A 25,624-nucleotide genomic window follows, 5' to 3' on the forward strand; every position below is an offset into this window, starting at 1 on the left:
CGTCAGCCGCCGACGCCGGCCATGCGGCCAGTGTAGCGACCACAGACGCGCGGCAGAATCGGACCATCGAGTGCTTTAGGCATGACACAGAGCGCAATTGTCCGCTCCTTCTTGGTGGGATCGATATCGAAGGTCACGATGACCTGGCGGGCGAAGCCGGGCGCCATGGTGAGTTCGGCGGGCCTGATGACGACGCCGCCGATGGGCGTCTGGTAGTCGGAGGCGAGGGGCACGAGGACGAATGTCATCCGGCGGTTGTAGGGATTGCCGACGGTCAGCTTGAAAGCCTTCTTGTCCGAGGGCGTGACGCCTGATTTCTCGAGCGGCGACAGCGATTGCGCGGCGACCGGGGCGGCGAGGGCGAGTGTGGCGGCAATCGCCATCGGCAGGATGGCAAGCTTCAGGGATGGCATGTGACGACGGTCCTCGTTCCATAGGTGCCGGGCGCAAAGCCGTTGGGGTTCAAGATGCGGTTGTTGATCGTGATCGTGATCGACAGGCCGGAGAGAATGCCCGTTGCCTGGAAGCTGGTCGTTGCGCTCGTGTAGGATTGGCTGGCGCCGGGAAACAGACCAAGTACGGAGGCGGCGCTGTAGGCTACCTGCAGCGTCTCCGCACTGGCATTGTAGCCCGACGCCGTCTGGATACGCGTCGGGGGCGCGACGTCGATGGTCGCCGTGCCGTCGAGCAACGTCAGGACGCTGGTCATGGTCCCCGGGGTGGTTCCGTTGACCTCCGAGCCGAGCATGGTGTTGTCGTTCGATGCGCGCAGGGTACCGGGCGACTGCACGTTAAGCGTGCAGGCCAAAGCGGGCAGCGGCGCCAGTAGTACCGCGCCGATGAGCGCACCAGCGGCCGTGTAGCTCAGGGCTGCGCGCATGTGACCACGGTCCGCGTCGTGTAGGTGGCCGCGGGGAAGCCGGCGGAGTTGCGGATCCGATTGTTCACCGTCAGCACCGAGGCGGCGATGGTGCCGAGCGACTGGGTAGTCTGGCTGGCCGTGTAAGCCTGGGTGATGCCCGAGAGGCCGGAGGCGCCTGTGTAGGAGACTTCGACGATCTCGGTGCCGACGGAATAGCCGCCTGGTGCGCTGGAGGTACGGGTCGGTGCGCCGATGGTGAGCGTCGAGCCGCCGATCGACAGGACGGTAACGGAACCGGGCGTGCCGCCGGCCTCCTCCGAACCAAGTGTGGTGCCTGTGGTGAGGTTCAGCCCCAGCGTACCGTTGGTGCTGGCGACGATTGTGCAGCCAGCTGTTACGGTGCCGGTGAAATCGACGTTGGCCGCTGCCGCGGGCATGGCGCCGGCCAGCAGGGCGAGGGTGGTTGCAGCAAGTAAACGCATCACTTTACTCCGGGTACGCGATGAAACTCGCCCGGAGTGTCAGTATTTCATGGTTAATGAGTGCTAAATATTGATCGCACTAGGCGTTAGTGCGCAAATCAACAACGCACCAACGCGCCGACCGGCAAGAAATGCCTACCGGTCGGCCACGCAGTAACACGCACATGTGTACGTTGAAGGCAGCGGTAGCCGCGGTCGCGCCGCGGCCGCCGGGCTACTTCTTGCCGAGGTTGAGCCGGCGTGCGGCGTAGGTCTTGAGGCGCAGGCCGTTGAGGCGGATGAAGCCCTCGGCGTCGTGGTGGTCGTAGGCCACGGCGCCTTCCTCGAAGGTCACGAGGTCCATGTTGTAGAGCGAGTAGGGCGAGGACCGCGCGATGACGCTGGCCGAGCCCTTGTAGAGTTTCACGGTGACGTCGCCGGTGACGAACTGCTGGGACTTGTCGATCAGCGCCTGCAGCATCTCGCGCTCGGGCGAGTACCAGAAGCCGTTGTAGATGAGCTCGGCATATTTCGGCATCAGCTCATCCTTGAGATGGGCCTCGCCGCGGTCGAGGGTGATCGACTCGATGCCGCGGTGCGCCACCAGCATGATGGTGCCGCCCGGGGTCTCGTAGAGGCCGCGCGACTTCATGCCGACGAAGCGGTTCTCGACCAGGTCGAGCCGGCCGATGCCGTGCTTGCCACCGAGTTCATTGAGCTTGGTGAGCAACTCGGCCGGGCTGAGCTTGATGCCATTGACCGAGACCGGGTCGCCCTTCTCGTAGCCGATAGTGATGATCTCGGCTTCGTTCGGGGCCTTCTCGGGGTCGACGGTGCGCTGGGCGACATAGTCGGGCGCCGGCACTGCAGGATCTTCCAGCACCATGCCCTCGGACGAGGTGTGGAGGAGGTTGGCGTCGACCGAGAACGGCGCTTCGCCGCGCTTGTCCTTGGCGATCGGGATCTGGTGCTTTTCGGCGTAGTTGAGGAGTGCGGTGCGCGAGCGCAGGTCCCACTCGCGCCAGGGGGCGATGACCTTGAGGTCCGGCTTCAGCGCATTTGCGGTGAGCTCGAAGCGGACCTGGTCGTTGCCCTTGCCGGTCGCGCCGTGGGCGATGGCATCGGCACCGGTTTCCTCGGCGATCTCGACGAGATGACGGGCGATCACCGGACGGGCGATCGAGGTGCCGAGCAGGTACTGGCCTTCATAGAGGGCATTGGCGCGGAACATCGGGAAGACGAAATCGCGGACGAATTCCTCGCGCACGTCGACGATGCGGATGTCCTTGATGCCGAACATCTCGGCCTTCTTGCGGGCCGGTTCCAGTTCCTCGCCCTGGCCCAGGTCGGCGGTGAAGGTGACGATCTCGGCCTGATAGTGCTCCTGCAGCCACTTCAGCATGATCGACGTGTCGAGGCCGCCCGAATAGGACAGGACGATCTTCTTGATGTCTTTGCTCATTTTATCTCTCGGCATGATTTGGCGGCGACGCTACACCGGCGCGAGCGCAACGTCCTTGCGAAAACGTCACTACTGGCGCAGTTTGTGGCAGATAATGCCAATAGCTGGTGCAGGAGCAGCGCAAAGTGCCAGAAGTGCTTGATGCCATTGACCGCCGGATCCTGAATGCCCTGCAGCGCAACGGCCGGATCTCGAATGTCGAGCTCGCCAACGAGGTGGGGCTGTCGCCTTCGCCCTGCCTGCGCCGGGTGAAGCTGCTCGAGGAATCCGGGGTTATCGACAAGTATGTCGCGGTTCTCAATGGACCGAAAGTGGGCTTGGGGCTGACGGTGTTCGTGCGGGTCTGGTTCAAGACCCAAGATTCGACCGTGACCGAGAAATTCGCCGAGACGGTGCGGCAGTTCCCCGAGGTGGTCGAGTGCTATCTCACCACCGGCGAGTGCGATGCGATCATGCGGGTGGTGACGGCGGACCTCCACGCCTACTGGCGCTTTCAGTCCGACCATCTGGCGCGCATCCCGAGCGTGCAGAGCGTCAAGACCGACGTGCCAATGGAAACGATCAAGCGCAGCCACGAACTGCCGCTGGGGTGAGGCTCAGCAGGCGATCTCGCCGCGCATGGCGCTCGAGTCTCCCCAGGTGGAGAGCCAGATCAGGCTCTCTGTCACCAACCCGATCACGGGCAGGGTCACGGCACGGACCAAACCCTGCCGCGGTTGCTGTCCCACGGCGTGCTGCAGGTGGGCGAGTTCCTGTTCCTGAATCGAGCCGATCAGATCGTGCAACTCAAGATCCCGCTGCCTGAGGAAGGCCTTTTGATGCTCGAGGTGTCGATGCACGGTTGCCTCGACCGCCTCAGTGCAGACCCAGATCATGTTGCGGCCCATGAGCGCCGTCGCGAAACCGAGGACGTAGCCGCCGAGGCTCCAGAACGCCATCACTCGACACGGCCTCGCGTTTCTATCCGGCATCGCCCCTAAGAACAGGCGGCAGTGTTCGATCTCGTCGTCGCGCATCTCCGTAAGCGTCGGAACGATGTCGGGGTAGAAGCGGCGGGCGAACGCCAACTGGGCATTGTAGATGCGGATGGCCCCGAACTCGCCGGCGTGATTGACCTTGAGGATGCGGCGAACCGTCAGCGCGTTGGAGTGCGATTCCCAGAACGCCATGCCTGGTCCCCGCCCATTGGCCACGATGCCGGGAGATGATAGGCAGCAACTGGCCATTCTGGAAAGTCCCCATGCCCGCCTTCATTCCCGACCTTGCCGTAATCCTCGCCTTCGCGCTTGCGGGCGTGATCCTTGCGATCACTCCCGGCCCGGATATGGCGCTGCAGCTGAGCCGGGCCATCAACTACGGCCGGGCGCATGGGCTGGCTTGCGCTGCTGGCGCGATGACCGGGGTGCTGGTGCATACGACACTCGCGGCGCTCGGCATCTCGGTGCTGATCGTTGCGGCGCCGGCGCTGTTCCTGGCGCTGAAGATCGTCGGGGCCGTGTACCTCATCTGGCTCGCCTGGCAGGCGATCGTCCATGGCGGCGGCCTGCGGCTTGCCGCGGCGGCCAAGAAGGCACCGACGCTGCGCCAGAGCTACATGACCGGCGTGGGGATCAATCTGCTCAACCCCAAGGTGGTGCTGTTCTTCGTGACGTTCCTGCCGCAGTTCGTCGATGCGCATGACCCGGCTGCGAGCGGCAAGCTGTTCTTCCTCGGTGCCGAGTTCATCGTCATCTCGATCCCGCTCGCGGTGCTGACCGTCTATGCGGCCGAATGGATCGCGGCGGCGTTCAAGCGCACCAAGTGGGTCGAGAAGGCACTGAACTGGAGTTTTGCGGGCATCTTCACGGCGTTCGCCGCGACCATCCTCACGGCGCAGGCGCGCCACTGATGAACTATTCCCACGCCTTCCACGCCGGGAACTTCGCTGATGTGATGAAGCACATCATCGTCACGCGGCTGGTCGAGTACCTGAAGAAGAAGGACGCGGCGTTTCGGGTGATCGATACGCATGCGGGGATCGGGCAGTACGACCTGACCGGGGCGATTGCCAAGCGCTCGCCGGAATGGATCGACGGCATCGGCAAGGTGCTGAAGGGCGGCCTGCCGCAGAAGGCGCAGGCGCTGGCGGAGCCGTATCTCAAGGTGCTGGCCGAGCTGAACCCGGGTGACAAGCTCGAGACCTATCCGGGTTCGCCGCTGCTGGTGCGCAAACTGTTCCGGCCGCAGGACCGGCTGTCGGCGCTGGAACTGCACCCCGAATATGCGGAGCGGCTGGGCAAGCTCTTCGAGGGTGACGTGCAGGTGCGGGTGATCCATCTCGATGGGTGGCTGTCGCTCAACGCGCATGTGCCGCCCAAGGAGAAGCGCGGGCTGGTGCTGGTCGATCCGCCGTTCGAGGAGCGCGGCGAGTTCGAGCGCATCGTCGACGGGCTGGTGAAGGCGCATGGCAAGTTCGCCACCGGGGTCTACGCGCTGTGGTATCCGCTGAAGGACACGCGGGCGGTGCACGATTTCATCTCGGCGCTGCGCGATACGGGCATTCCGAAGATGCTGCGCGCCGAGGTCAGCATCCGGCCGGCATCGAACCCGCCGCGGCTGCACGGTTCGGGCATGATCCTGGTCAACCCGCCGTTCACGATGGAAGCGGAACTGCGGATCCTGCTGCCGGCGCTGGCGCAGTTGCTGGGCGATCCGGGTGCCGGGCGTCACAAGCTCGAGTGGATCCGCGGCGAGGAGTGACGGGCTAATAGTCGACGGTGTCGACCAGAACGAAGCTCGTCAGCTGCGGCGTATGGATCAGGCCGCGCGCTTCGGCCCCTACCCACATCTGCCGGAGCGCTGCCGTCATTCGTTCGGCGGCTTCGCGCGTTGCGAACTCCAGCTCAATCATGACGTGGTTGGGATTGTCGGCATGTCGGCCGACACGATGGCGCAGTACGCCCATCTGGCGGCGCCCTAGCGGATCGCTGTCGAAGCCCTGGCGGCGCCAGGTGTCGTAGTCGGGAACCGAATGCTCGATGTGCAACACATACATTTCGTTCTCCCTGTTATCACCCTCAGTCGTAGCGCAATGGCGCGGCTAGAGCTCGAACTCGTAGTAGATCATCGCATCGCCGGTGCCGCCGATCTTGCGGTAGAGGCCGTTGGCTTCGAGGTTGTCGAGCTCGGTGCCGAGCCAGGCTTCGCGACAGCCCAGTTCGCTGCCCCAGCTGAACATGGCCGACACCAGGCGCGTGGCGATGCCCTGGCGCCGGTGGGTCGAGGCGGTGCCGACCTCGTCAATGTAGAGCTCGGTCGCCTTGTCGGGATGATGGTGGATGACGGCGGCGCACTGGCCGACGACGACGCCGTTTTCGAAGGCGAGGAGCATCAGGTGGCCGGGCTCGAGCAGGTAGGCTTCGAGGCGCTCGGGATGGATGGGCTCGTCGAAGACGTCGGGGGCGATCTCGGTGAAATCGAGTTCGTCGCCGGGGTGCATGCGTTTGATGTCGATGGGCATCGGCTGGACTCCTTGCTGGGAGGCGTCACCGATTGGGGATCGGATCAGACGTGCCGACGGGCACCGCGCCGTGGGTGCCGCGCTCTGAACGCGGCTAGACGATCCTAGACGGGGTTTAGCGGCTCGCCAAGATGTCAGGCGGTGAGCGCGTCGCGCTCTTTCTTGGTCAGCCGCTCGGTCTCACTCTTCAGCTGCCCGCAGGCGGCGAAGATGTCGCGGCCCCGCGGGGTGCGGACCGGGCTGGCGTAGCCGGCATTGTTGACGATGTCGGCGAAGCGCTCGATGCGCGAGGACGACGAGCAGTCGTAGTTGGTGCCGGGCCAGGGATTGAACGGGATCAGGTTGATCTTGGCCGGGATGCCGGCGAGCAGGCGCACCAGCTCGCGGGCGTCGGCGTCGGAATCGTTGATGTCCTTGAGCATCACGTACTCGAAGGTGATGCGGCGGGCGTTCGACAGGCCGGGATAGTCGCGGCAGGCCTGGATCAGCTCTTTCAGCGGATACTTCTTGTTGATCGGCACCAGCATGTCGCGGAGTTCATCACGCACCGCGTGGAGCGAAATCGCCAGCATGACGCCGATCTCGCGGCCGGTGGGCTCGATGAACGGCACGACGCCGGAAGTGGAGAGGGTGATGCGGCGCTTCGACAGCGAGATACCGGCCTCGTCCGAAGCGATCAGCAGGGCCTGCTTGACGTTGTCGTAATTGTAGAGCGGCTCGCCCATGCCCATCATCACCACATTGGTGATGGCGCGGCTGTCGCCTTCGGAGCCGCCCGAACCACGCGGGGCGGGGACGAGGCCGCCGTCGTCAGGGCGGACGCCGCCGGGGAAATCGCCGAGGCGTTCGCGCGCCATCAGGATTTGGCCGAGGATCTCGCCCGCGGTGAGGTTGCGAACCAGCTTCTGCGTGCCGGTGTGGCAGAACGAACAGGTGAGGGTGCAGCCGACCTGCGAGGAGACGCAGAGCGTGCCGCGGTCTTCCTCGGGGATGTAGACGGTCTCGACTTCGACAGGCGGCAGCAGAGGATTCTTGGGATCGCGGAAGCGGAACAGCCACTTGCGGGTGCCGTCGATCGAGACCTGCTCGGTGACGATCTCGGGGCGATCGAGCAAGAACGTGTCGGCGAGCTTCTGGCGGAAGCCCTTCTGGATGTTGGTCATCCGGTCGAAGTCGGTGACGCCGTTGTGGTAGATCCAGTTCCACAGCTGAGAGGCACGCATCTTGGCCTCGCGCTCGTCGAGGCCGATGCCCATCAGCGTCTCGCGCAGCTCGGGCTTCATCAGGCCGACGAGCGACGTCCGCCCGGATTTCGGGCGGTCGACGTGGGCATGATGGTCAAGGTCGAGGGCGATGGACATGTGCGGGCGGCGGCTTCCGAGCGTTTCAGGGCGCGGCACATAACATAGTAGCACGGATCGCGCAAAACACGGCGGTGGGAGGCTGGCTTGCACCGAGTGGGTGGTGGCCCCCTCCACCAGCTTCGCTGGTCCCCCCCGCCACGCGGGGGAGGATCAAGGGATTAGCCGGTGCAGTCTTCGATGGCGCGGCTGGCGGAGGTGGCGCCGCTCAGCGAGAAGGTTTCGGTGATCCGGATGCCCTTGTCGCTGGTGCCTTCGATGACGACCGAGGAGCCGGCGCGGAGCGCACCAGCGAGGTTCTCGTTCTCGCTCGGGTTCTGCAGCCAGGCGGCGTCTTTTTCGGTGAACAGCTCGAAGCTCTGGCCGCTGACCGTGGCAGTGGCCGTGGTGTCGGGGGCGAACATGAAGCCGGCAACCAGGTTGAGCTCGTTGCTGACGCTCTCCGAGGGGCGATTGGTAAGGTAGAGCCAGGCCTCGGTGAAATCGTCGGGGCTGGGAGTGACTTCGGTGGGCCGCGACAGTGCGAAGCACACCGGGCCGGTCGACTCGGTGGCGGTGTAAGCGGTCCAGTCGCGATACTCGCCGAGCAGCTTCACCGACTGCGCCATGGCTGAGCTGGCCAGCAAGGGCACGGTCAGCGTGGCGAGGGCAGCGAGAGCGCGGAGTTTCATGAGCAGGGCCTCAACAGTTCGGCGGTTGGTAGCAGGCAAAGCCTGATGGGTTCAATCGCCGAACGTTCCAGAAGGGCGCGGGGTTTCACGCCGCTCAGCTGCAGGCCTTGTTGATTTCACCCAGGGCGGCGGTGACGCCTGACAGGCTGTAGCTGTCGGACATCTTGTTGCCCTTCTGCGAGGTGCCGTTGACGGTGAGCTTGGTGCCCGCCTTCAGCGCTTCGACGAAGGTCGCTTCGTCCGCCTCGACGGCGAGCCAGGCGGCTTCGCCTTCGGTGACCATGGGGAAGGTCTTGCCGTCGACCGTCGCAGTGACGGTGGCATTGGTGGGGTGGAACGGGTAGCCGACCTGGGTCTGCACTTCGTTCTTGGTGCCAAGGCCCTTGCGGTTGATCACCAGGAAATGGATCGGGCTGCGCCGCACCGGGCTGCCGTTCACTTCCTTGGGGGTCCAGTCATCGGGCGAGGCCGAGATGTAGCACATGGCGCCATTGGCATCGGTGCCGGTCCAGGCGGTCCACGCCTTGAAGGTCCCCAGTTGCTTGATTTCCTGCGCTGAGGCCGGCACGGCCGCCAGTGCGAGGCAGAGGCTTCCGGCAACGAGACCTGCCAGCGCCAAACGAGATGATGTCATCGCCCGAACATCCTTGTCCGAAGTTGCGCAACCAGCACCTGGGCATCCTGCCATGGCATGGTTACCAAGGTCTCAAACCGGTCGCGCATTTTGAGTAGTCGCGACATTAGCGGCAATCTTGTCGGCAATTTGACAGGGCAAATCGCCGAAAATCCTGTTTGGGCCCGCATGGTGAAAGAAGCGTTAACGCTCACGCCGCCAGCGGGTAGCTCTGCTCCACCAGATAGGGCCCGCCGCCGACCGAGTCACGGCTCGAGAACAGGACGAAGCGGCCGACCTTGAACTCGAGCGGGGTGAAGCGGCCCGAGAAGGCGATGAAGCTCGCGACTTCCTCGGCGGAAACACCGCGGAGCCGGGCCAAAGCCACATGCGGCACGAATTTCCGGCCTTCCGGCGCGAGGCCGCAGCGTTGCAGCACCCGCTCCTGCGCCGCCTGCAAGCGTAAGAGAGCGGCATTGGCGGAGCAGCCGGCGAACAGGGCGCGGGGGGTGTTGCCACCGAACGATCCCAGGTGATCGAGCTTGACCGTGAAGGCCTCGCTGTCGGCCAGGCGGTCGAGCATGTCGGTGACTTCGCTCGCCACATGGTGATCGACGTCGCCGATGAAGCGCAAGGTAATGTGATAGTTCTCGGTGTCGATCCAGCGGGCGCCGAACAGGCCTCCGCGCTTGAGCGAGAGGGCGAGGCCCACCTCTGGAGGAACCTCGATTCCGGTAAAGAGCCTGGGCAATCGACCCTCCCTTTGCCGCTGTGAGCCACGTGATTCGCGCTCATCTACACAAGAAACGTAGCGACGGAGGATGGCTCCCGCAAGACACGCAGCACAGCGTGGTAAAGCGGCTGCGCCGTGAGGCGAAAAGGCTCGGATAAACCGTTGAAGAATTGCGACATTACGGAACGTTAAGGTGGGATCCGGAAGTCTTGTATTCGCCAGGGCGTGCCCTCATATTGTGTGATCGACGGCAGTGGCTCGGAGGAGCGCCCCGTCACGTCGCCAGGAAAAGGAATTTCGTCATGGCTGAATTCGACCGTCCGACTATCGCCGCTCAGCGGGCCGGAACCGCCGCGGCCATCGATGAGGGCCTGCGCAGCTACATGCTGAAGGTCTACAACTACATGGGCATCGGTCTGGTGGTGACCGGCCTTGTTGCCTATTTCGGCAACTCCTTCGCCACCACCACCGACCCGAGCCAGGCTGTGGCGCAGCTGACCAATGGCACGATGCTCACCTCGTGGGGCGCACTGCTCTATACGTCGCCGCTGATGTGGGTGATCGCCTTCGCGCCGCTGGCCTTCGTGCTGGTGCTGAGCTTCGGCATCAACAAGCTGTCCGGCGCGACCGCGCAGCTGCTGTTCTGGGTGTTCGCGGCCGTGATGGGCCTTAGCCTCTCGTCGATCTTCATGGTCTATACCGACGCTTCGATCGCCAAGGTGTTCTTCATCTCGGCGGCGACCTTCGGTGCCACGAGCCTCTACGGCTACACCACCAAGCGTGACCTCACGAGCATCGGCAACTTCCTGATCATGGGCCTGATCGGCTTGATCATCGCCTCGATCGTGAACATCTTCCTTGCTTCGAGCATGCTCGACTTCGCCATCTCGGCGATCGGCGTGCTCATCTTCGTGGGCCTGACCGCCTACGACACGCAGAAGATCAAGGAAGGCTACAACGAGGGTTACGGCGCCGAGGTGCTGCACAAGACCGCCGTGATGGGCGCTCTCAGCCTCTACCTCGACTTCATCAACCTGTTCCTGATGCTGCTCCGCCTGTTCGGTAACCGGGAATAATCTCAGCAATCAGCAAGTCTGATTGGAAGTTTGAAGGGCCGCGATCTACTAGAGATCGCGGCCCTTTCGTTTGCAGCGAGCTTCCAATGTCCGACGTCGTCTTCCGCCCGTTCGCCTGGTCAGACATCCCGGCGATCACGGCCATCTACCGGCCCTATGTCGAGGAGACGGTGATCACGTTCGAGACGGAGCCGCCTGATGAGACCGAGATGGCGGAGCGCTTCGGCAAGCTGAAGGCGCTGGGCCATCCGCTGATCATCGCCGAACGGGACGGCAAGGTGCTCGGATATGCCTATGCCTCGTTCTACCGGCCGCGCGCCGCGTACCGGTTCACCTGCGAGGACTCGATCTACCTAGCGCAGGATGCGGTGGGGCAGGGGATCGGCGGACGGCTGCTCGACGAGCTGATGGCGCAGAGCCGGGCGGTGGGGTTCAAGCAGATGATCGCGGTGATTACCGCTGAGCGGGCGAACTCGGTGCGGCTGCACGAGAAGGCCGGGTTCCGCCATGTCGGGCGCTACGATGCAATAGGCTACAAGTTCGACCGCTGGCTCGACATCGTGCACATGCAGAAGGCCCTCTAGAGAGGCTTTTCCATCGGGTAGCACACCATGCCGCGATCGGCCTCGCAGGGGCCGGCTTCGAGCCAGCCGGACGCGAGGTAGAAGCGCCGGGCTGTGCCGGTGCTGGTGAGCTTGCCGCGGGTAGCGCCAGCCTGGCGGATGCGGTCTTCCATGTCGGCCAGGAGGGCCTTGCTGACGCCGGCAAAACGGTGGCCCGGGGCGACGTAGTTGAGCGCAATCTCGTCTGTGCCGTTGAGGCAGCCGACGGCTGCGACCTCGCCGTCATGCTCGGCGACCAGCAACTGGGCGTTCGGGTTGTCGAACATCCGCAGCACCATTTCGGGCGTCTTGTTGCGCAGCCAGCCGGCGAGGATTTCGGGGTCGTTGCAGTGATCGGCGGTGCAGAGGTCGCGGATCGAGGCGGTGAGCACGGCGCTCATGGCCGCTGCATCCGCCGGCTCGGCCGGGCGGACGGTGATCATTTGACGAGGGCGAGTTCCAGGACGCGCAGCACCGTCGACAGGTCGTGGCCGCGCTTCAGGATGCGGCCGTCCTGGCTCAGCACCATGTACTGGCCCTGCTTGAGACGGAGCTTCGGGTTCTTCTCGACCACGTAGAGCGGGCGCTCGGAGGCGCGCTTGTAGATCGAGAACAAGGCGCGGTCGCGCAGGAAGTCGATCGCATAGTCGCGCCACTCGCCATCGACGACCTTGCGGCCATAGAGGTTAAGGATGGTCTGGAGTTCTTTGCGCTCGAAGCTGACCGCCGGAACGAAGCGGTTGTGGTTGGCCGGTTGGGGCTCTGCAGGACCAGGGCTCGCGGCTGCCGCGAAATCGATGAGAAGCCCTGATCCAAGCTGCTCGGGTTCGTCCACCATTCCTCGCCTCGTCACCTCAATGTCATGATCGCGTCATTCGCAACGCTTGGCAAGCCGGTCGGGATACATCGGCGTTACGCCGTGGTGACGACGTAAGCACCTGCCGCAGTGGTTAACGTAGAATCCCCAATTCGGTCACAATCCCTCCCACTTGGCGCCAGATTGGCCCGGCACCTTATCCATATTGCCTCCAGTGGCCGGCAAGCGGGCTGACCGAGCCCCCAAACCACGATGCTCGTTTGCCGGCCGCCTCTTACATGCACAGTCATTCTCCTCCCGCCAGCGCAAGCTGGCGGGAGTTTTGTTATGGCGGCGAGGCGCCGCGGCCCGGGACTGGCTGAAGGCTGACGGGAGGTCGGTGCGGGTCAGCGGGTGAAGCTGGCGGCGCCGAGGATGGGGCCGGGGAGGCCGTCGCGGTCTTCCTGGATGAGGATGACGGCGCCGTTGGAGCGGCCGGTCAACGCTTCGGCGAGCGGCAGCGTCAGCTCGGCGCCGGTCTCGTGGTTCCACATGCCCAGCACCTGGCGGCCGGTGACGATCTGAGAATAGGCGACGTGCTTGCCTTCGTTCTCGCCGCGCTCGATGGCGACATCGGCACGATCGAGGAAGGTGACGAGCCAGATCATGGCGTCGCCATGCGCCGGGTTGGCCGGCACCGAGACCTGCAGCATATCGTCGGCGGCGGCGACGAGCTTGACGTCGAGCGGCAGGCTGGCGCCGCCGAGCGCGGTGTTGACTGCGTCACGCTTCGAGCCGACGAGGCCGCCCTTGCCGTTGATCACCAGCTGCGGGGTGAAGATGCGCGAGGAGCCCCAGCTCTCGGCATAGTCGCGCTGGTGCTGCGAGTTCTCCTTGGCGCCGAACGTGTCTTCCCAGCCGATATAGTCCCAGTAGTCGACGTGGTAGGCGAGGGCGACGACATCGGGGCGTTTGGACATCTCGTCGAGCATGGCGTCGGCCTTCGGGCAGGACGAGCAGCCCTGCGAGGTGAACAGCTCGAGCACGGCCTTGGGCGCAAGCTTGATCTCGCCGGCGAGGGCTGGAGCGATCAGGGCAAGCGAAAAGGAGGCGCCGCAAAGTAACTGTCTAAAAAGCATGGCAACGGTTGTAGGCACGCCATTTGTCCCGCGCGAGTCAAATCGGCGCGAGCTTACGTGATGGGGAAAAGTGCCGGAAAGTCCCGGGAACTGGGCGCGCCCAATTGCGTTTGCAGGGGTGCAAACCGGATCGCAATCCCCGGCACTGGCGAAAGGGTGGCTTAACGACGCTCGCCGGCGAACCCTGCTAGGATGCCCCGATGGACACGATGATCGATACCGCGGCAAAGCTCCACGGAACGATGCGCGAGACCTGGCCCGCCGAACGGCCCATCCCCGCGCTTGCGGGCGAGGCTGAGGTCGGACGGCCCACCGGCGGACTTGCCGAACTGGTCGAGGCGATCGTCGCCAGCCGGACCGAGCCGATCAAGACCATCGTGGAGGTGGGCGGCGAACTGGGCGGCAGCACGCGCTTTTTCCTGAGGCAGTTTCCCGATGCCCAGGTGATCACCATAGATCCGTGGCCGGCGAACTATCGGCATATCAGCAAGAAATGGCCGCAGATCGCCACCCATGCAGAGGCCGACGGGCTCTCCTACTACCGGGTGTTCATGAGCCTCAACTGGGAATGGCGCGACCGGCTGCTGCCACTGCGCGCCACCTCCGGCGAAGGGCTGCCCCAGCTGTTCGCGATGGGGCTCAAGCCCGACCTGATCTACATCGACGGGATGCACACCTTCCATGGGTGCTATGACGACCTGACGCTGGCCTTCCACCTGTTCCCGGGCGCGACGATTGCCGGCGACGACTGGGAGTTCAACCCCGGCCTCGAGCACCATCAGTTCATGGGATACCTGCTGCCGGTGCGCCGGGCGGTCACCGAATTTGCCTTTGCCCACGGGCGGCTCGAAGTCCGCACCGCGGGCAATTGCTATTTCATCGAAGCGCCGGCAACAGCCTAGGCGGCGACGAGGTTACGCAGCACGTAGTGCAGGATCCCGCCGTGCTGGTAGTACTCGAGCTCGTTGATCGTATCGATGCGGCACCGGGTCGAGATCTCCTCGACGCGGCCGTCGGCGCGGACGATCCTCACCTTGACGGTGGAGCGCGGGGTCAGCGTGGTGAGGCCCTCGATCGAGACGGTCTCGGTGCCGTCGAGATGCAGGGTCTGCCAGCTCTCGCCGTCGGCGAACTGCAGCGGCAACACGCCCATGCCGATGAGGTTGGAGCGGTGGATGCGCTCGAAGCTCTGGGCGATGACGGCGCGGACGCCGAGCAGGCGCGTGCCCTTGGCAGCCCAGTCACGCGATGAACCGGTGCCGTATTCCTTGCCGGCGAAGATCACCAGCGGGGTATCGGACTTCTGGTAGGCCATGGCGGCGTCGTACATCGCCATGACTTCGCCGGTCGGGCCCTTGGTGAAGCCGCCTTCGACGCCGGGGACCATCTGGTTCTTGATGCGGATGTTGGCGAAGGTGCCGCGCATCATGACTTCGTGGTTGCCGCGGCGGGCGCCGTAGGAGTTGAAGTCCTTGGGCGCCACCTGGCGGTCGACCAGGTACTTGCCGGCCGGGGTGCCTGCCTTGAACGAGCCGGCGGGCGAGATGTGGTCGGTGGTGATCGAGTCGAGGAAGAGGCTGAGAACGCGAGCCTCGTGGATGTCGGTGACCGGCGCCGGCTCCATGGTCAGGCCCTCGAAATACGGGGGGTTCTGCACATAGGTGGAGCTGGAGTTCCAGCGATAGGTCTCGCCGCCGTCGACGGCGATGCCCTGCCAGTTCTCGTCGCCCTTGAACACGTCGGAGTAGCGGCCGAGGAACATCTTGGGGGTGATCACCGTGCGAACGATGTCGGCGATCTCCTGGTTGGTCGGCCAGATGTCCTTGAGATAGACCGGCTGGCCATCCGAACCGGTGCCGAGCGGATCGGTGGTCAGGTTCACATTCATCGAACCGGCGATGGCGTAGGCGACGACCAGCGGCGGGGAGGCCAGGTAGTTGGCGCGCACGTCGGGGTTCACGCGGCCCTCGAAGTTGCGGTTGCCCGAGAGCACTGAGGCCGCGACGAGGTCGTTGGCGTTGATGCACTCGGAGATGGCTTCCGGCAGCGGGCCCGAGTTGCCGATACAGGTGGTGCAGCCATAGCCGACGAGGTTGAAGCCGAGCGCGTCGAGATCGGCCGAAAGGCCGGCAGCGTTGAGGTAGTCGGTGACCACCTGCGAGCCAGGGGCGAGCGAGGTCTTGACCCAGGGCTTGCTGGTGAGGCCCTTGGCGCGGGCCTTGCGGGCGACGAGACCGGCAGCGATCAGCACGTTCGGGTTCGAGGTGTTGGTGCACGAGGTGATGGCGGCGATCACCACATGGCCGTCGTCGATCCCGTAGGAGGCACCCTTCACCGGGAAGGCGGCTTCCTCGGGGATGTCGTCGATGCCGGTGGCGCCTTCATCGACGAAGCGGCTCTCGCCACGCGACTCGGGCAGCGCGGTGCGCTCCTTGCGGCCGCCGGCGAGATCCTTCATCGCCTCGGCGAACTTCGGCGCGGCATCGACCAGCGAGACGCGGTCCTGCGGGCGCTTGGGGCCGGAGAGCGAGGGAACGACGGTCGTGAGGTCGAGCTCCAGCGTATCGGTGAACAGCGGATCGGGCGAGGCCGTGGTGCGGTACATGCCCTGGGCTTCGGAATAGGCCTTCACCAGTGCGACCCGGTCGGCGTCGCGGCCGGAGGTCTCGAGATAGGTGAGGGTGTCCTCGTCGACCGGGAAGAAGCCGCAGGTGGCGCCGTATTCGGGGGCCATGTTGGCGATGGTCGCCTGGTCTTCGAGGCTCAGGTAATCGAGGCCGGGGCCGTAGAACTCGACGAACTTGCCGACCACGCCCTTCTTGCGGAGCATCTCGGTGACGGTGAGGACCAGGTCGGTGGCGGTGATGCCCTCGTTGATCTTGCCGGTCATCTTGAAGCCGACGACTTCGGGGATCAGCATGGTGATGGGCTGGCCGAGCATGGCGGCTTCGGCCTCGATGCCGCCGACGCCCCAGCCGAGCACCGCGAGGCCATTGACCATGGTGGTGTGGCTGTCGGTGCCGACCAGCGTATCCGGGTAGGCGTAGAGTTCGCCCGAGGTCTCGTCCTGGCGGGTCCAGACGGTCTGGGCCAGGTATTCGAGATTCACCTGGTGGCAGATGCCGGTGCCGGGCGGCACGACGCGGAAGTTGTCGAAGGCTTTCTGGCCCCAGCGCAGGAACTCGTAGCGTTCGCCGTTGCGCTCATATTCGAGATCGACGTTCTGGAGGAAGCTCAGCGGGGTGCCGAAGCTGTCGACCATCACCGAGTGATCAATGACGAGGTCGACCGGGACCAGCGGGTTGATCTTCTGCGGATCCGCGCCGAGCTTGGCGGTAGCGTCGCGCATGGCGGCCAGATCGACGACGGCGGGGACGCCGGTGAAATCCTGCATCAGCACGCGGGCCGGGCGGTAGCTGATTTCATGCTCGGAAACGCGGGTGCGGAGCCAATCGGCGACGGCTTCGATATCGGCGCGGGTGACGGTGATGCCATCCTCGAAGCGGAGCAGGTTTTCCAGCACCACCTTCATCGAGTGCGGCAGCTGCGAGACGCCCTTCAGACCGTTTTTCTCCGCCAGCGGGATGGAGAAATAACTGTAGGTCTTGTCCCCGACGGTGATCGTGGTTCTGGACTTGAAGCTGTCGAGGGATTTCGAGGTCACGGTATCGCCTTCACGCGCTGGTGTTACAAGGCGCCGCCTGGCTCAACTCGGACCGGAAAAGGCCCGTGGGACCGGGGGCAAAGGTCGTCTGACTGGAAGGATTCCAATCTACGGCTGGCTTATAGAGAAACTACATGACGCTTGCCAGTGGTGACTTGGGTTCATTAGGCATGGCGGCCATGAACCAGTCGCCGCCCGTTTCCAAGGCTTTTGCACCGCAGCTGCGGGTGCGCGGGCTCACCGTCAGGCGGGGCGAGCGGTTGCTGTTCGCCGATCTGGCATTCGAGGTCGGCCCCGGCGGGGTGCTGCTGCTGCGCGGGCCGAACGGCGTGGGCAAGTCGACATTGCTGATGACCCTGGCCGGGATTGTCAGGCCGGATGCGGGGGCGATCGACGGGATCGAGCGCACCGCAATGCATCTGCTCAACTATCAGAGTGGGTTGAAGCCGCGGCTGACGGTGACCGAGAACCTCAAGTTCTGGCGGGCGATGAACGGGGAAACCGGGCTTGGGGTCGAGGCGGCGCTGGAGGCTGTGGGGATTGGCGGGCTCGGGGTCTTGGAAGCCGGTCACTTGTCATCGGGGCAGTTGCGGCGGCTGGGGTTGGCACGGCTGTTGGTGACGGAGCGGCCGATCTGGCTGCTGGATGAGCCGAGCGCGGCGCTCGACGCCGAGGGCGAGGCCCTGCTCGGCCGGTTGATCGATGCGCATCGAGCGCGGGGTGGCATAGCGGTCATCGCGACACACCATGACCTGGCGCTGGCTGATGCGACTGACGTCGAGACGCTGGTGCTCGGGGGTGGCGCATGAACGCGTTCCGGGCGCTGATCGGGCGGGACCTGAAGCTGGCGTTTCGCGCCGGCGGCGAGGCGCTGACGCTGGTGCTGTTCTTCATCATGGTGGCGGTGATCGTGCCGTTCGCCATCGGACCGGACCGGCCGCAGCTCAGCCGGCTGGCGCCGGGGATAGTGTGGATCGCGGCGTTCCTCTCCATGCTGCTGGGGCTCGACCGGCTGTTTCGTGCCGATGACGAGGATGGCTCGCTGACCCTGCTCCGGCACTCAAGCCTGCCGCTCGAAGCGGTGGTTGCCGCAAAAGTGATCGCGCACTGGCTGGTGACGGCGCTGCCGCTGCTGGTGGCGACGCCGGTGCTGGCGCTGCTGCTGTCGATGTCGTGGGGGCAGTGGGGGCAGACCGTGCTGGCATTGCTGATCGGCACGCCGGCGGTGGTGAGTTTCGGGGCGCTGGGCGCCGCAGTGACCGTGGGGCTCAGGCGGGGCGGGCTGATAGCACCGGTGCTGATCCTGCCGCTGGCCATTCCAGTGATGATCTTCGGGGTAGGGATGATGGACCCGCTGTCCGGGGGTGGCGCGACATTGTTCCTCATTGCGCTCAGCCTCGTGGTGACGGCCTTCTCGCCATTCGCGGCTGCGCTTGCCTTGCGCGTGGCCGGGGAATAGAGCGAAGTTCATGTCCGTCGATACCGTCAAACAACCCAACTGGTTCAGCCGCCTGGCGCATCCGGGGCAGTTCCTCGTCTGGTCGCGCTACCTGATCTGGCCGCTCGCGATTGCCACCGCGCTGAGCTTTGCCATCGGGCTGTGGTTCGCGTTCTTCAACTCGCCCGAGGACTACCAGATGGGGGACATGGTGCGCGTCATGTACGTGCACGTGCCAAACGCCTGGCTGAGCCAGCTGGTCTACGGGGTGATGGCGGTTTCGGCGCTGGGCTCGCTGGTGTGGCGGCATCCGCTCGCCGACGTCGCCAACAAGGCGGCGGCGCCTCTTGGTGCGGTGTTCACGGGGTTGGCGCTCTACACCGGCTCGCTGTGGGGCCGGCCGACCTGGGGCACGTTCTGGGAGTGGGACGGGCGGATGACCTCCACCCTCGTGCTGCTGCTGATCTATCTCGGCATCATCGCGCTGTGGCGGGCGTTCGACGATCAGCTGAAGGCCGGGCGGATCGTTGCCATCGTGACGCTGGTCGGGGCGCTGAACATTCCGGTGATCAAGTTCTCGGTCGACTGGTGGAACACGCTGCACCAGCCGGCGAGCGTCTTCACCGCGTCCGGCCCGAAGATGCCGGGTTCGATCCTGACGCCGCTGTTGGTGATGATGCTGGCGTTCACGCTGCTGTTCGCGCTGCTGCAGGTGGTGCGGATGCGGACCGAGATCCTGCGCCGCCGGGCCGAGACGCTGAGCCGGCAGGCGGCCTTGCAGGGAGCCGCCAAATGATCGGCGAAGGCGCGCATCTCGAATTCATCGTCTGGGCCTATGCGGGCGTCGCCGTGCTGACGCTGGGGCTCATCGCCTATGTGGCGTGGGACGCACGACGAGTGAAGCAGCGGTTGGCCGATCTCGACAAGGCCGGGATTCGGCGGCGTTCGGCAGGATCGAACACTTGAGGCGCATTCTTCTCGCGGTATTGCCGCTGCTGCTGCTGGTCGGGCTGGTGGCCGTGTTCGCGATGAACATGGACCGCGACCCCAGCCTCGTGCGCTCGGTGCTGATCAACAAGCCGGCGCCGGCGACCACATTGCCGGCCGTCGATGGGCTCGACCGCAACGGCATCATCCCGTCGCTGCTCGAGGGGCAGGTGACGGTGGTGAACGTGTTCGCCAGCTGGTGCATCCCCTGCCGGGACGAACACCCGGTGCTGATGGAACTGCTGAGGCGCACGGGCGTGCGGCTGATCGGCATCAACCAGAAGGATGCGCCGGAGAATGCCCGGGCGTTCCTTGCCGAACTCGGCAACCCCTATGATGCGGTGGGCGCCGACAGGGACGGGCGAGCCTCGATCGATTGGGGTGTCTATGGCGTGCCCGAGACCTTCATCGTCAATGCGGCGGGGATCATCACCTACAAGCACATTGGGCCGATGACACTGGAATCACTGGAGAAGGAAGTGATACCGGCGATCGACAAGGCAAAGGCCGGCTGAGCTTCGGGAACCTCGACCCCGCCATCCTCATTTGTCTCGCGCGGCTCCGAGCGGCGGAGCCATGAGGAGATAGTGCCATGCAAACCAGTGCCAGCCTGCGTTTTGCCGAGCAGGGGATGCGGGTGTTCGATCGCGAGCACCATGAGATCGGCAAGGTCGAATGGGTGCAGTTCGGTGACGACGACCCGGATACCCTGGAGGTCGAGGCCAGCGGGCCGCGCCGGGACCGCGATGACGTCAACCTGTTCGACGTGATCGCCAAGGCGTTCACCAGCGACAACGTGCCCGAGGAACTGCGCGACCGGCTGGTGCACCAGGGTTTCGTGCGGATCGATGCCGATGGGCTGTTCCAGGCGGATCGCTATGTGATGCCGGAGCAGATCGACTCGGTGTCGAGCGACGGCATGACGCTCAATGTCACCAAGGACGAGCTGATCAAGCACTAGCTCTGAGCCAGCAACGCCCCCTCCACCACCCTTCGGGTGGTCCGCCTCCCCCGCCAGGCGGGGGTGGATTACGGCAGCGGGTCCATCGGGGGGATGACCTCGATGGGCTCCTTGGGATCGGGCGCGTACTTGGTGAGCAGCGGCAGCTGCAGCATCGAGAACACGATGGTGATGGGCATGACGCCCCAGACCTTGAACGCCACCCAGAAATTGGTGTCGAACATGCGCCAGACCACCTCGTTGGCGACAGCGAGGAACAGGAAGAACAGGCCCCAGTTGATGGTGAGCCGGCGCCAGCCTTCGGGCTTCAGCTTGTAGACGTCGCCGAAGACGTATTTCAGTAGCGACTGGCCCCAGATGAGCCCGCCCAGCAGGGTGACGCCGAACAGGGTGTCGACGATGGTCGGCTTCATCTTGATGAAGGTGTCGTCCTTCAACAGCAGCGTGAGCGAGCCGAAGATCAGCACCACGACGCCGGTGACCAGCGGCATGATGGCGACCTTCTTCAGGATCAGCCAGCTGAGCACCAGCGACACCACCATGGCGCCCATGAACCAGGCGGTGGCGGTGAAGATGTCGTAGTTGGCGTTGACGAAGAAGAACACCAGCAGCGGGCCGAGTTCGAGCGCGATCTTGACGATCTGCGGGCGGAGCTCGTGCCAGTTCACTTCGGCTGGCTTGCTGTCGTCGGTCATTGTGCAGTCCTCGCGATCGCGGCGGCGAAGTCGCGGGCCGCGAACGCCTCTAGGTTGTCGACGCCTTCGCCGACGCCGATAAAGTGTACAGGCAGGGCGAACTTGCTGGCGATGGCCACAAGGATGCCGCCGCGCGCCGTGCCATCGAGCTTGGTCATGACCAGCCCGGTGACGCCGGCACGTTTGCCGAAGATTTCGACCTGATTAAGGGCATTCTGGCCGGTGGTGGCGTCAAGGGTGAGGAGCGTGGCGTGCGGCGCCGACGGCTCGACCTTCTTGATGACGCGGATGATCTTTTCGAGCTCGCTCATCAACTCATCGCGGTTCTGCAGGCGCCCGGCAGTGTCGATAATGAGGATGTCGGCGCCCTCGGCCTTGGCGCGTTCCACCGCCTCGTAGGCGAGGCCGGAAGCGTCGGAGCCGGCGGGCTTGGTGACGACGGGGGCGCCGGTGCGCTGGCCCCAGACCTGCAGCTGCTCGATCGCAGCGGCGCGGAAGGTGTCGCCGGCGGCGAGCATTACTTTCTTGCCTTGCGCGCCGTAGAGGCTCGCGAGCTTGCCGATGGTGGTGGTCTTGCCGGTGCCATTCACCCCGACCATCAGGATGACGTAAGGCTTCTGGCCGGCATCGATGTTGAGCGGCTGGGCGACGGGCTCGAGCACATTGACGATCTCGGTGGCCAGCACCTCGCGGACTTCGTCCGACGAGATGTCGCGGTCGAAGCGGTCGCGGCGCAGTGCCTCGGTGACGGTGGTCGCCATGTCGACGCCGAAATCGGACTGGATCAGGATGTCCTCGAGGTCATCGAGCATCGCCTGATCGAGCTTCTTCTTGGTGAAGACGGCGGCGATCGAGCCGGTGAGCTGGTCGGACGACCGCTTCAGGCCGGAGGCGAGACGCTGCAGCCAGCCCTGCTTTTTCGGCGGCTCGGTGGGGGCGACAGGGGTCGGAACCGGTAGGATCGGTGCAGGTTCGGGGGCCTGCTGTTCCTCGATTTCCTCGATATAGGCGGGCGTCGCCTCGGGCGGGCCGGCGGGCGGCTCGGGGGCGACTTCCTCGACCGGTGCTTCGATCGTCAGGCCTTCATCGTGCAGCGCTTCTTCGAGCGCGATTTCCTGATCGGGCGGCAGCACGAGCGGCGCGGCTTCGACGATGTCGTCGAGGATGATGTCGGCGACGAGTTCGTCTTCGACGGTGGGTTCGGGCTTCGAAGGCGGCTCCGGAGGAGCAGGCGGCGCGGGCGGGGCCGCCGGAGCGGGACCCTCGATGGTCATGCCAGCGTCGTGCATTGCCTCTTCGAGGGCGATCTCCTGGTCGGGCGGCAGGACGAGGGGGGCGGCTTCGACGACCTCGTCGAGGACGATGTCGGCTTCCAGGTCTTCGGCGACCGAGTGCTCGCGGGCCGGCGGCGGGGCGTCGCCGCCGCCGAACAGGCGCTGGAAGAAGCCCTTTTTCTTTTCGGCCATCAGGCAGCGGTCCTCAGTGGTTCGCCGACGAGGTTGCCATCCGCGAAATGGGTAATACGGGCTGTCACAATTTCACCGGCCTGATGACCGGGCAATGAACAGGTAATGAACTGCTCCTGGCGTCCGATCCCGTCCTTTTCGACCAGGATGGACTCGATCTGGCCGATCCGGGAGGCGGCGAGCTTTTCGAACTGGGCTTCGCCGAGGGCGCGGAGGCGTGCGGCGCGCTCCTTGGCCACGCGCTTGTCCACCTGCGGCATGCGGGCCGCCGGCGTCCCGGGGCGGGGCGAATAGGGGAAGGCGTGGATGTAGGTGAGGTTGGCGGTTTCGATGAACTCGAGCGAGTTCTCGAACATCTCATCGGTCTCGGTGGGGAAGCCGGCAATGATGTCGGCGCCGAAGACGATGTCCGGGCGGAGCGAGCGGAGCTTGTCGACCACGGCAAAGGCATCGTCGCGGAGGTGCCGGCGCTTCATGCGCTTCAGGATCATGTCGTCGCCCGACTGCAGGCTCAAGTGCAGATGCGGCATCAGGCGGCGGTCGGACGCTATGGCGTCATAGAAGGCCTCGTCTGCTTCGATCGAGTCGATCGACGAGATGCGCAGCCGCGGCAGGTCAGGGACGTGGCGCAGGATCTGCTGGACCAGCTTGCCGAGGGTGGGGGTGCCCGGCAGGTCGGGGCCGTAGGAGGTGATGTCGACGCCGGTGAGCACGACCTCGCGGTAGCCATTGCCGACGAGCTTCTTGATCTGCTCGACGACGAGGCCCATTGGCACTGACCGCGACGGCCCGCGGCCGAACGGGATGATGCAGAAGGTGCAGCGGTGATCGCAGCCGTTCTGGACCTGGACGAAGGCGCGGGTGCGGCCGTCCATGGCCTCGATCAGGTGACCGGCGGTCTCCTTGACCGACATGATGTCGTTGACCTGGACCTTGTCGTTGAGGGGCAGGCCGAATGCTATGGGGGCATAGCTTTCCGACTTCAGCTTGTCGGCATTGCCGATGACGAGATCGACTTCGGTCATGTCGCCGAAGGAGCGCGCTTCGGTTTGCGCGGCGCAGCCGGTGACGATGATGCGGCGCTCGGGATTGTCGCGCTTGGCCTTGCGGATGGCTTGCTTGGCCTGCCGGACGGCTTCGGCGGTGACGGCACAGGTGTTGATGATGATGGTGTTGTCGAGCCCGGCCTTTTCGGCTTCGGCCTTCATTACTTCGCCTTCATAGGCGTTGAGGCGACAGCCGAATGTCAGCGTTTCGATGGACATCAGGCGTCCACCTGGTCCCGGGTCCAGGTGCCGGTGAAGGGCTCGAAGGTGCCGGAGAACTCGAACTCGGCCGGGCCAGTGAGCAGCACATGGTCGTCGGCGCGCCACTCGATGACGAGATCGCCGCCGGGGAGGGTCACAGTGGCCTTGCGGCCGGTGCGATGGGTGCGGGCGCCATTGACCAGGGCGGCGCAGGCGGCCGTGCCGCAGGCGCGGGTCAGGCCGGCGCCGCGTTCCCAGGTGCGAAGGATGATGTGATCGGGGGCGACGACCTGGGCGATGGAGATATTGGCGCGCTCGGGGAAGATCGGGTGGTTCTCTAGCAGCGGGCCGAAGCGATCGAGCGCGTAGTTCCAGACGTCGTCCTCGACCCAGAAAGTGGCGTGCGGGTTGCCCATCGAGGCGACTGACGGGGTGTGCAGCACGGGTGCATCAATCGGCCCGATCTGGAGCTCGATGCCAGTGGTGTCGTAGAACTCCTCGGCCAGCGGGATCTCTTCCCAGCCGAAACGGGGCTTGCCCATGTCGACGGTGATGAGGCCATCCGCGTGCTCATCGCCGGTCAAAATGCCGGCGAGGGTTTCGAAGACGAAGTGCTTCTGGCCGGTCTCGGCCGAGAGCGCCTGCACGACGCAGCGCATGCCGTTGCCGCAGGCCTGGGCCAGCGAGCCATCGGAGTTGATGATCTCGATGTAATGGGCGGTGCCCGGGGTACGCGGATCATGGATGGCCATGATCTGGTCGTAGCGGGTGGCCGGGTTGGCATTGATGGCTACGGCGGCGGCTGGGGTAACGCGATCGGCACGACCACGCATGTCGGCGACGATGATCTCGTTGCCGAGCCCGTTCATCTTGAGGAATGGGGCCGTGGACATATGCGTGACCTGCTGGGTCTCAGTTGTGGGTGTATATGGCGGAAGTGACGCCAAATTGCCAGTGGCGGGGCGCAGACCTTGCCGATCGTTGCCGGGTACGCGTCAACGGATGAAGGCTTCGACCTCATGCCGCACGTCCTCGAGGTGGGTGAAGAGGGCAAAGTGTTCGCCGCCCTTCAATGTCACCAGTCGGGCGTGCGGTGAGCTGAGCAGGGCTTCGCCGTGGTGATGAGCGACGACGGCGTCGGCATCCCCATAGACACCGAGTACGGGCACGGTGAGCCGCTCGAAGGGGAAGGGCAGCATATCGGCGTTCCCGGCGATGTCGGACAAGGTGCCCGGGATGCGGTCGACCAGCCGGTCGGCAATGCTCACCCGTACAGCCGCCAGCATTGCCACGGCTTCGAAGTTGGCGAGGGTCCGCTGGAGCAGCGCAGGATCGGCGATTGCCCGCCGCGCGGTCCGATCGGGATCGGATCTTGTTGCCCTGCGACGCAGTAGTGCCGCAACGCCGGGGATACGTACGAGGAACGCCATGGTGCGCAACCGTGAGCCGGTGTTGACCGGCGGCGCGTGCTGCCCGGTGGGAGCCGACACCATGATGAGGCCGCGGCAGCGATCCGGGTGGTTGAGCGCGAAGGCCAGCGCTGAAGGTCCGCCGCCCGAAATCGCCGCGACCCAGGCCGTATCGATCCCCAGCCCGTCGAGCAGGGCGGCGAAAGCGTCGGCCTGCTGATCTGGCGTCGCGCCCGTAGACAGCGGCGTGCCCAGATAGCCAGGTCGCGACAGCGCGAGGATGCGGAAGCGGTCCGGTCCGGAAAGCAGCGCACGACCGAGCAGCAAGGACTGGTCCCAGCCGCCCATTGCGCCATGCAGGCAGATCATCGCCGGACCGCTGCCGGTGTCGGCGCACTCGACCGGCCCGAGCGCGGTCTCGATACGCCTGGGCTCAGGCCCTGCCGCGAGGGCGGTGTGATTCACGTGAGACATTGCCGTTG

The 25,624-nt window shown here is 65.0% G+C and carries 32 protein-coding genes; 12 read left to right on the forward strand and 20 right to left on the reverse strand.

Going from position 1 to position 25,624, the window contains the following annotated elements:
- Positions 1 to 2 precede the first annotated feature (2 nt).
- From AC1DV8_RS00235 to AC1DV8_RS00250, 4 genes are all read right to left on the reverse strand, one after another.
- Positions 3 to 413 carry a hypothetical protein gene (locus AC1DV8_RS00235; protein WP_477148448.1) on the reverse strand — a complete coding sequence of 137 codons (411 nt, stop codon included), beginning with the start codon at positions 411 to 413 and terminating at the stop codon, positions 3 to 5.
- Positions 401 to 880: a hypothetical protein gene (locus AC1DV8_RS00240; protein ID WP_477148447.1), complete on the reverse strand. Its 480-nt coding sequence runs from the start codon at positions 878 to 880 to the stop codon at positions 401 to 403. The genes AC1DV8_RS00235 and AC1DV8_RS00240 overlap by 13 nt, the downstream gene beginning before the upstream one ends.
- On the reverse strand, positions 865 to 1,344 hold the full coding sequence (locus AC1DV8_RS00245) for a hypothetical protein (RefSeq protein WP_477148446.1): 480 nt from the start codon (positions 1,342 to 1,344) through the stop codon (positions 865 to 867). Before AC1DV8_RS00245 ends, AC1DV8_RS00240 begins: the two co-directional genes overlap by 16 nt.
- Positions 1,345 to 1,558: 214 nt before the next feature.
- Entirely contained in the window at positions 1,559 to 2,785 is a 1,227-nt protein-coding gene (locus tag AC1DV8_RS00250) for an argininosuccinate synthase (RefSeq protein WP_477156047.1), read from the reverse strand.
- A gap of 125 nt (positions 2,786 to 2,910) precedes the next feature.
- Between AC1DV8_RS00250 and AC1DV8_RS00255 the strand changes: the two genes are divergently transcribed.
- Complete coding sequence (locus AC1DV8_RS00255; protein ID WP_477156048.1) at positions 2,911 to 3,378, forward strand: Lrp/AsnC family transcriptional regulator; 468 nt, start codon at positions 2,911 to 2,913, stop codon at positions 3,376 to 3,378.
- A gap of 3 nt (positions 3,379 to 3,381) precedes the next feature.
- On the opposite strand, the gene AC1DV8_RS00260 is transcribed toward AC1DV8_RS00255, so the two are convergent.
- Positions 3,382 to 3,954: a demethoxyubiquinone hydroxylase family protein gene (locus tag AC1DV8_RS00260; RefSeq protein ID WP_477156049.1), complete on the reverse strand. Its 573-nt coding sequence runs from the start codon at positions 3,952 to 3,954 to the stop codon at positions 3,382 to 3,384.
- 71 nt (positions 3,955 to 4,025) lie between these two features.
- On the opposite strand from AC1DV8_RS00260, the gene AC1DV8_RS00265 reads away from it, so the two are divergent.
- Both AC1DV8_RS00265 and AC1DV8_RS00270 read left to right on the forward strand, forming a co-directional pair.
- Entirely contained in the window at positions 4,026 to 4,673 is a 648-nt protein-coding gene (locus tag AC1DV8_RS00265) for a LysE family translocator (protein ID WP_477156050.1), read from the forward strand.
- Positions 4,673 to 5,524, forward strand: a complete 852-nt coding sequence (locus AC1DV8_RS00270; RefSeq protein ID WP_477156051.1) for a 23S rRNA (adenine(2030)-N(6))-methyltransferase RlmJ — start codon at positions 4,673 to 4,675, stop codon at positions 5,522 to 5,524. The genes AC1DV8_RS00265 and AC1DV8_RS00270 overlap by 1 nt, the downstream gene beginning before the upstream one ends.
- A 4-nt stretch (positions 5,525 to 5,528) precedes the next feature.
- Here AC1DV8_RS00270 and AC1DV8_RS00275 read toward each other — a convergent pair whose 3' ends face one another.
- The 6 genes from AC1DV8_RS00275 to thpR form a co-directional block, all read right to left on the reverse strand.
- Positions 5,529 to 5,819: a hypothetical protein gene (locus tag AC1DV8_RS00275; RefSeq protein ID WP_477156052.1), complete on the reverse strand. Its 291-nt coding sequence runs from the start codon at positions 5,817 to 5,819 to the stop codon at positions 5,529 to 5,531.
- 45 nt (positions 5,820 to 5,864) lie between these two features.
- Positions 5,865 to 6,422 (reverse strand): GNAT family N-acetyltransferase, encoded by a 558-nt coding sequence (locus AC1DV8_RS00280; protein WP_477156376.1) that lies wholly within the window; start codon positions 6,420 to 6,422, stop codon positions 5,865 to 5,867.
- On the reverse strand, positions 6,419 to 7,645 hold the full coding sequence (gene rlmN, locus AC1DV8_RS00285) for a dual-specificity RNA methyltransferase RlmN (RefSeq protein ID WP_477148439.1): 1,227 nt from the start codon (positions 7,643 to 7,645) through the stop codon (positions 6,419 to 6,421). Before rlmN ends, AC1DV8_RS00280 begins: the two co-directional genes overlap by 4 nt.
- Before the next feature lie 161 nt (positions 7,646 to 7,806).
- Positions 7,807 to 8,316 carry an invasion associated locus B family protein gene (locus AC1DV8_RS00290; protein WP_477156053.1) on the reverse strand — a complete coding sequence of 170 codons (510 nt, stop codon included), beginning with the start codon at positions 8,314 to 8,316 and terminating at the stop codon, positions 7,807 to 7,809.
- Between the two features lie 94 nt (positions 8,317 to 8,410).
- Positions 8,411 to 8,950: an invasion associated locus B family protein gene (locus tag AC1DV8_RS00295; RefSeq protein ID WP_477148437.1), complete on the reverse strand. Its 540-nt coding sequence runs from the start codon at positions 8,948 to 8,950 to the stop codon at positions 8,411 to 8,413.
- Positions 8,951 to 9,140: 190 nt separating this feature from the next.
- Positions 9,141 to 9,680 (reverse strand): RNA 2',3'-cyclic phosphodiesterase, encoded by a 540-nt coding sequence (gene thpR, locus AC1DV8_RS00300; protein ID WP_477148436.1) that lies wholly within the window; start codon positions 9,678 to 9,680, stop codon positions 9,141 to 9,143.
- A gap of 284 nt (positions 9,681 to 9,964) precedes the next feature.
- Between thpR and AC1DV8_RS00305 the strand changes: the two genes are divergently transcribed.
- Together AC1DV8_RS00305 and AC1DV8_RS00310 are read left to right on the forward strand one after the other, a co-directional pair.
- Positions 9,965 to 10,738, forward strand: coding sequence for a Bax inhibitor-1/YccA family protein (locus AC1DV8_RS00305; RefSeq protein ID WP_477156054.1), 774 nt, complete (start codon positions 9,965 to 9,967; stop codon positions 10,736 to 10,738).
- 86 nt (positions 10,739 to 10,824) lie between these two features.
- A complete protein-coding gene (locus AC1DV8_RS00310; RefSeq protein ID WP_477156055.1) occupies positions 10,825 to 11,322 on the forward strand; it encodes an N-acetyltransferase family protein in 498 nt (165 codons plus the stop codon).
- Here AC1DV8_RS00310 and AC1DV8_RS00315 read toward each other — a convergent pair.
- From AC1DV8_RS00315 to AC1DV8_RS00325, 3 genes are all read right to left on the reverse strand, one after another.
- The gene (locus AC1DV8_RS00315; RefSeq protein WP_477156056.1) at positions 11,319 to 11,741 is read right to left on the reverse strand and encodes a GNAT family N-acetyltransferase; all 423 of its coding nucleotides are present in this window, start codon (positions 11,739 to 11,741) and stop codon (positions 11,319 to 11,321) included. The two genes, AC1DV8_RS00310 and AC1DV8_RS00315, sit on opposite strands and share 4 nt — an antisense overlap.
- Before the next feature lie 38 nt (positions 11,742 to 11,779).
- Positions 11,780 to 12,178, reverse strand: a complete 399-nt coding sequence (locus AC1DV8_RS00320; RefSeq protein ID WP_477156057.1) for a DUF2794 domain-containing protein — start codon at positions 12,176 to 12,178, stop codon at positions 11,780 to 11,782.
- Positions 12,179 to 12,543: 365 nt separating this feature from the next.
- Positions 12,544 to 13,293, reverse strand: a complete 750-nt coding sequence (locus tag AC1DV8_RS00325; RefSeq protein WP_477156058.1) for a DUF1223 domain-containing protein — start codon at positions 13,291 to 13,293, stop codon at positions 12,544 to 12,546.
- A 182-nt stretch (positions 13,294 to 13,475) separates the two neighbouring features.
- Here AC1DV8_RS00325 and AC1DV8_RS00330 point away from each other — a divergent pair, with 182 nt between their 5' ends.
- On the forward strand, positions 13,476 to 14,177 hold the full coding sequence (locus AC1DV8_RS00330) for a class I SAM-dependent methyltransferase (protein WP_477148430.1): 702 nt from the start codon (positions 13,476 to 13,478) through the stop codon (positions 14,175 to 14,177).
- Here AC1DV8_RS00330 and acnA read toward each other — a convergent pair.
- On the reverse strand, positions 14,174 to 16,939 hold the full coding sequence (gene acnA, locus AC1DV8_RS00335; protein WP_477148429.1) for an aconitate hydratase AcnA: 2,766 nt from the start codon (positions 16,937 to 16,939) through the stop codon (positions 14,174 to 14,176). The two genes, AC1DV8_RS00330 and acnA, sit on opposite strands and share 4 nt — an antisense overlap.
- Before the next feature lie 134 nt (positions 16,940 to 17,073).
- Here acnA and ccmA point away from each other — a divergent pair, with 134 nt between their 5' ends.
- From ccmA to AC1DV8_RS00365, 6 genes are all read left to right on the forward strand, one after another.
- Positions 17,074 to 17,748 carry a heme ABC exporter ATP-binding protein CcmA gene (gene ccmA / locus AC1DV8_RS00340; RefSeq protein WP_477156059.1) on the forward strand — a complete coding sequence of 225 codons (675 nt, stop codon included), beginning with the start codon at positions 17,074 to 17,076 and terminating at the stop codon, positions 17,746 to 17,748.
- On the forward strand, positions 17,745 to 18,398 hold the full coding sequence (ccmB, locus tag AC1DV8_RS00345) for a heme exporter protein CcmB (protein ID WP_477156060.1): 654 nt from the start codon (positions 17,745 to 17,747) through the stop codon (positions 18,396 to 18,398). The genes ccmA and ccmB overlap by 4 nt, the downstream gene beginning before the upstream one ends.
- Before the next feature lie 10 nt (positions 18,399 to 18,408).
- Positions 18,409 to 19,173: a heme ABC transporter permease gene (locus tag AC1DV8_RS00350; protein WP_477156061.1), complete on the forward strand. Its 765-nt coding sequence runs from the start codon at positions 18,409 to 18,411 to the stop codon at positions 19,171 to 19,173.
- Positions 19,170 to 19,343, forward strand: coding sequence for a heme exporter protein CcmD (gene ccmD, locus AC1DV8_RS00355; RefSeq protein WP_477148425.1), 174 nt, complete (start codon positions 19,170 to 19,172; stop codon positions 19,341 to 19,343). The genes AC1DV8_RS00350 and ccmD overlap by 4 nt, the downstream gene beginning before the upstream one ends.
- Positions 19,331 to 19,879, forward strand: a complete 549-nt coding sequence (locus AC1DV8_RS00360; RefSeq protein WP_477156377.1) for a DsbE family thiol:disulfide interchange protein — start codon at positions 19,331 to 19,333, stop codon at positions 19,877 to 19,879. The genes ccmD and AC1DV8_RS00360 overlap by 13 nt, the downstream gene beginning before the upstream one ends.
- A 77-nt stretch (positions 19,880 to 19,956) precedes the next feature.
- Positions 19,957 to 20,325, forward strand: a complete 369-nt coding sequence (locus AC1DV8_RS00365) for a hypothetical protein (protein WP_477156062.1) — start codon at positions 19,957 to 19,959, stop codon at positions 20,323 to 20,325.
- Between the two features lie 68 nt (positions 20,326 to 20,393).
- Here the strand turns inward: AC1DV8_RS00365 and AC1DV8_RS00370 are convergent, their stop codons facing one another.
- From AC1DV8_RS00370 to AC1DV8_RS00390, 5 genes are all read right to left on the reverse strand, one after another.
- Positions 20,394 to 21,020: a septation protein A gene (locus AC1DV8_RS00370; RefSeq protein ID WP_477148423.1), complete on the reverse strand. Its 627-nt coding sequence runs from the start codon at positions 21,018 to 21,020 to the stop codon at positions 20,394 to 20,396.
- Positions 21,017 to 22,486, reverse strand: coding sequence for a signal recognition particle-docking protein FtsY (gene ftsY / locus AC1DV8_RS00375; RefSeq protein WP_477148422.1), 1,470 nt, complete (start codon positions 22,484 to 22,486; stop codon positions 21,017 to 21,019). Before ftsY ends, AC1DV8_RS00370 begins: the two co-directional genes overlap by 4 nt.
- Complete coding sequence (mtaB, locus tag AC1DV8_RS00380) at positions 22,486 to 23,751, reverse strand: tRNA (N(6)-L-threonylcarbamoyladenosine(37)-C(2))-methylthiotransferase MtaB (RefSeq protein WP_477156063.1); 1,266 nt, start codon at positions 23,749 to 23,751, stop codon at positions 22,486 to 22,488. Before mtaB ends, ftsY begins: the two co-directional genes overlap by 1 nt.
- Complete coding sequence (dapF, locus tag AC1DV8_RS00385; protein WP_477156064.1) at positions 23,751 to 24,626, reverse strand: diaminopimelate epimerase; 876 nt, start codon at positions 24,624 to 24,626, stop codon at positions 23,751 to 23,753. Before dapF ends, mtaB begins: the two co-directional genes overlap by 1 nt.
- 102 nt (positions 24,627 to 24,728) lie before the next feature.
- Positions 24,729 to 25,616 (reverse strand): alpha/beta fold hydrolase, encoded by an 888-nt coding sequence (locus AC1DV8_RS00390; RefSeq protein WP_477156065.1) that lies wholly within the window; start codon positions 25,614 to 25,616, stop codon positions 24,729 to 24,731.
- Positions 25,617 to 25,624 lie beyond the last annotated feature (8 nt).

It is taken from the genome of Devosia sp. P3_B2 (genome assembly GCF_056402875.1).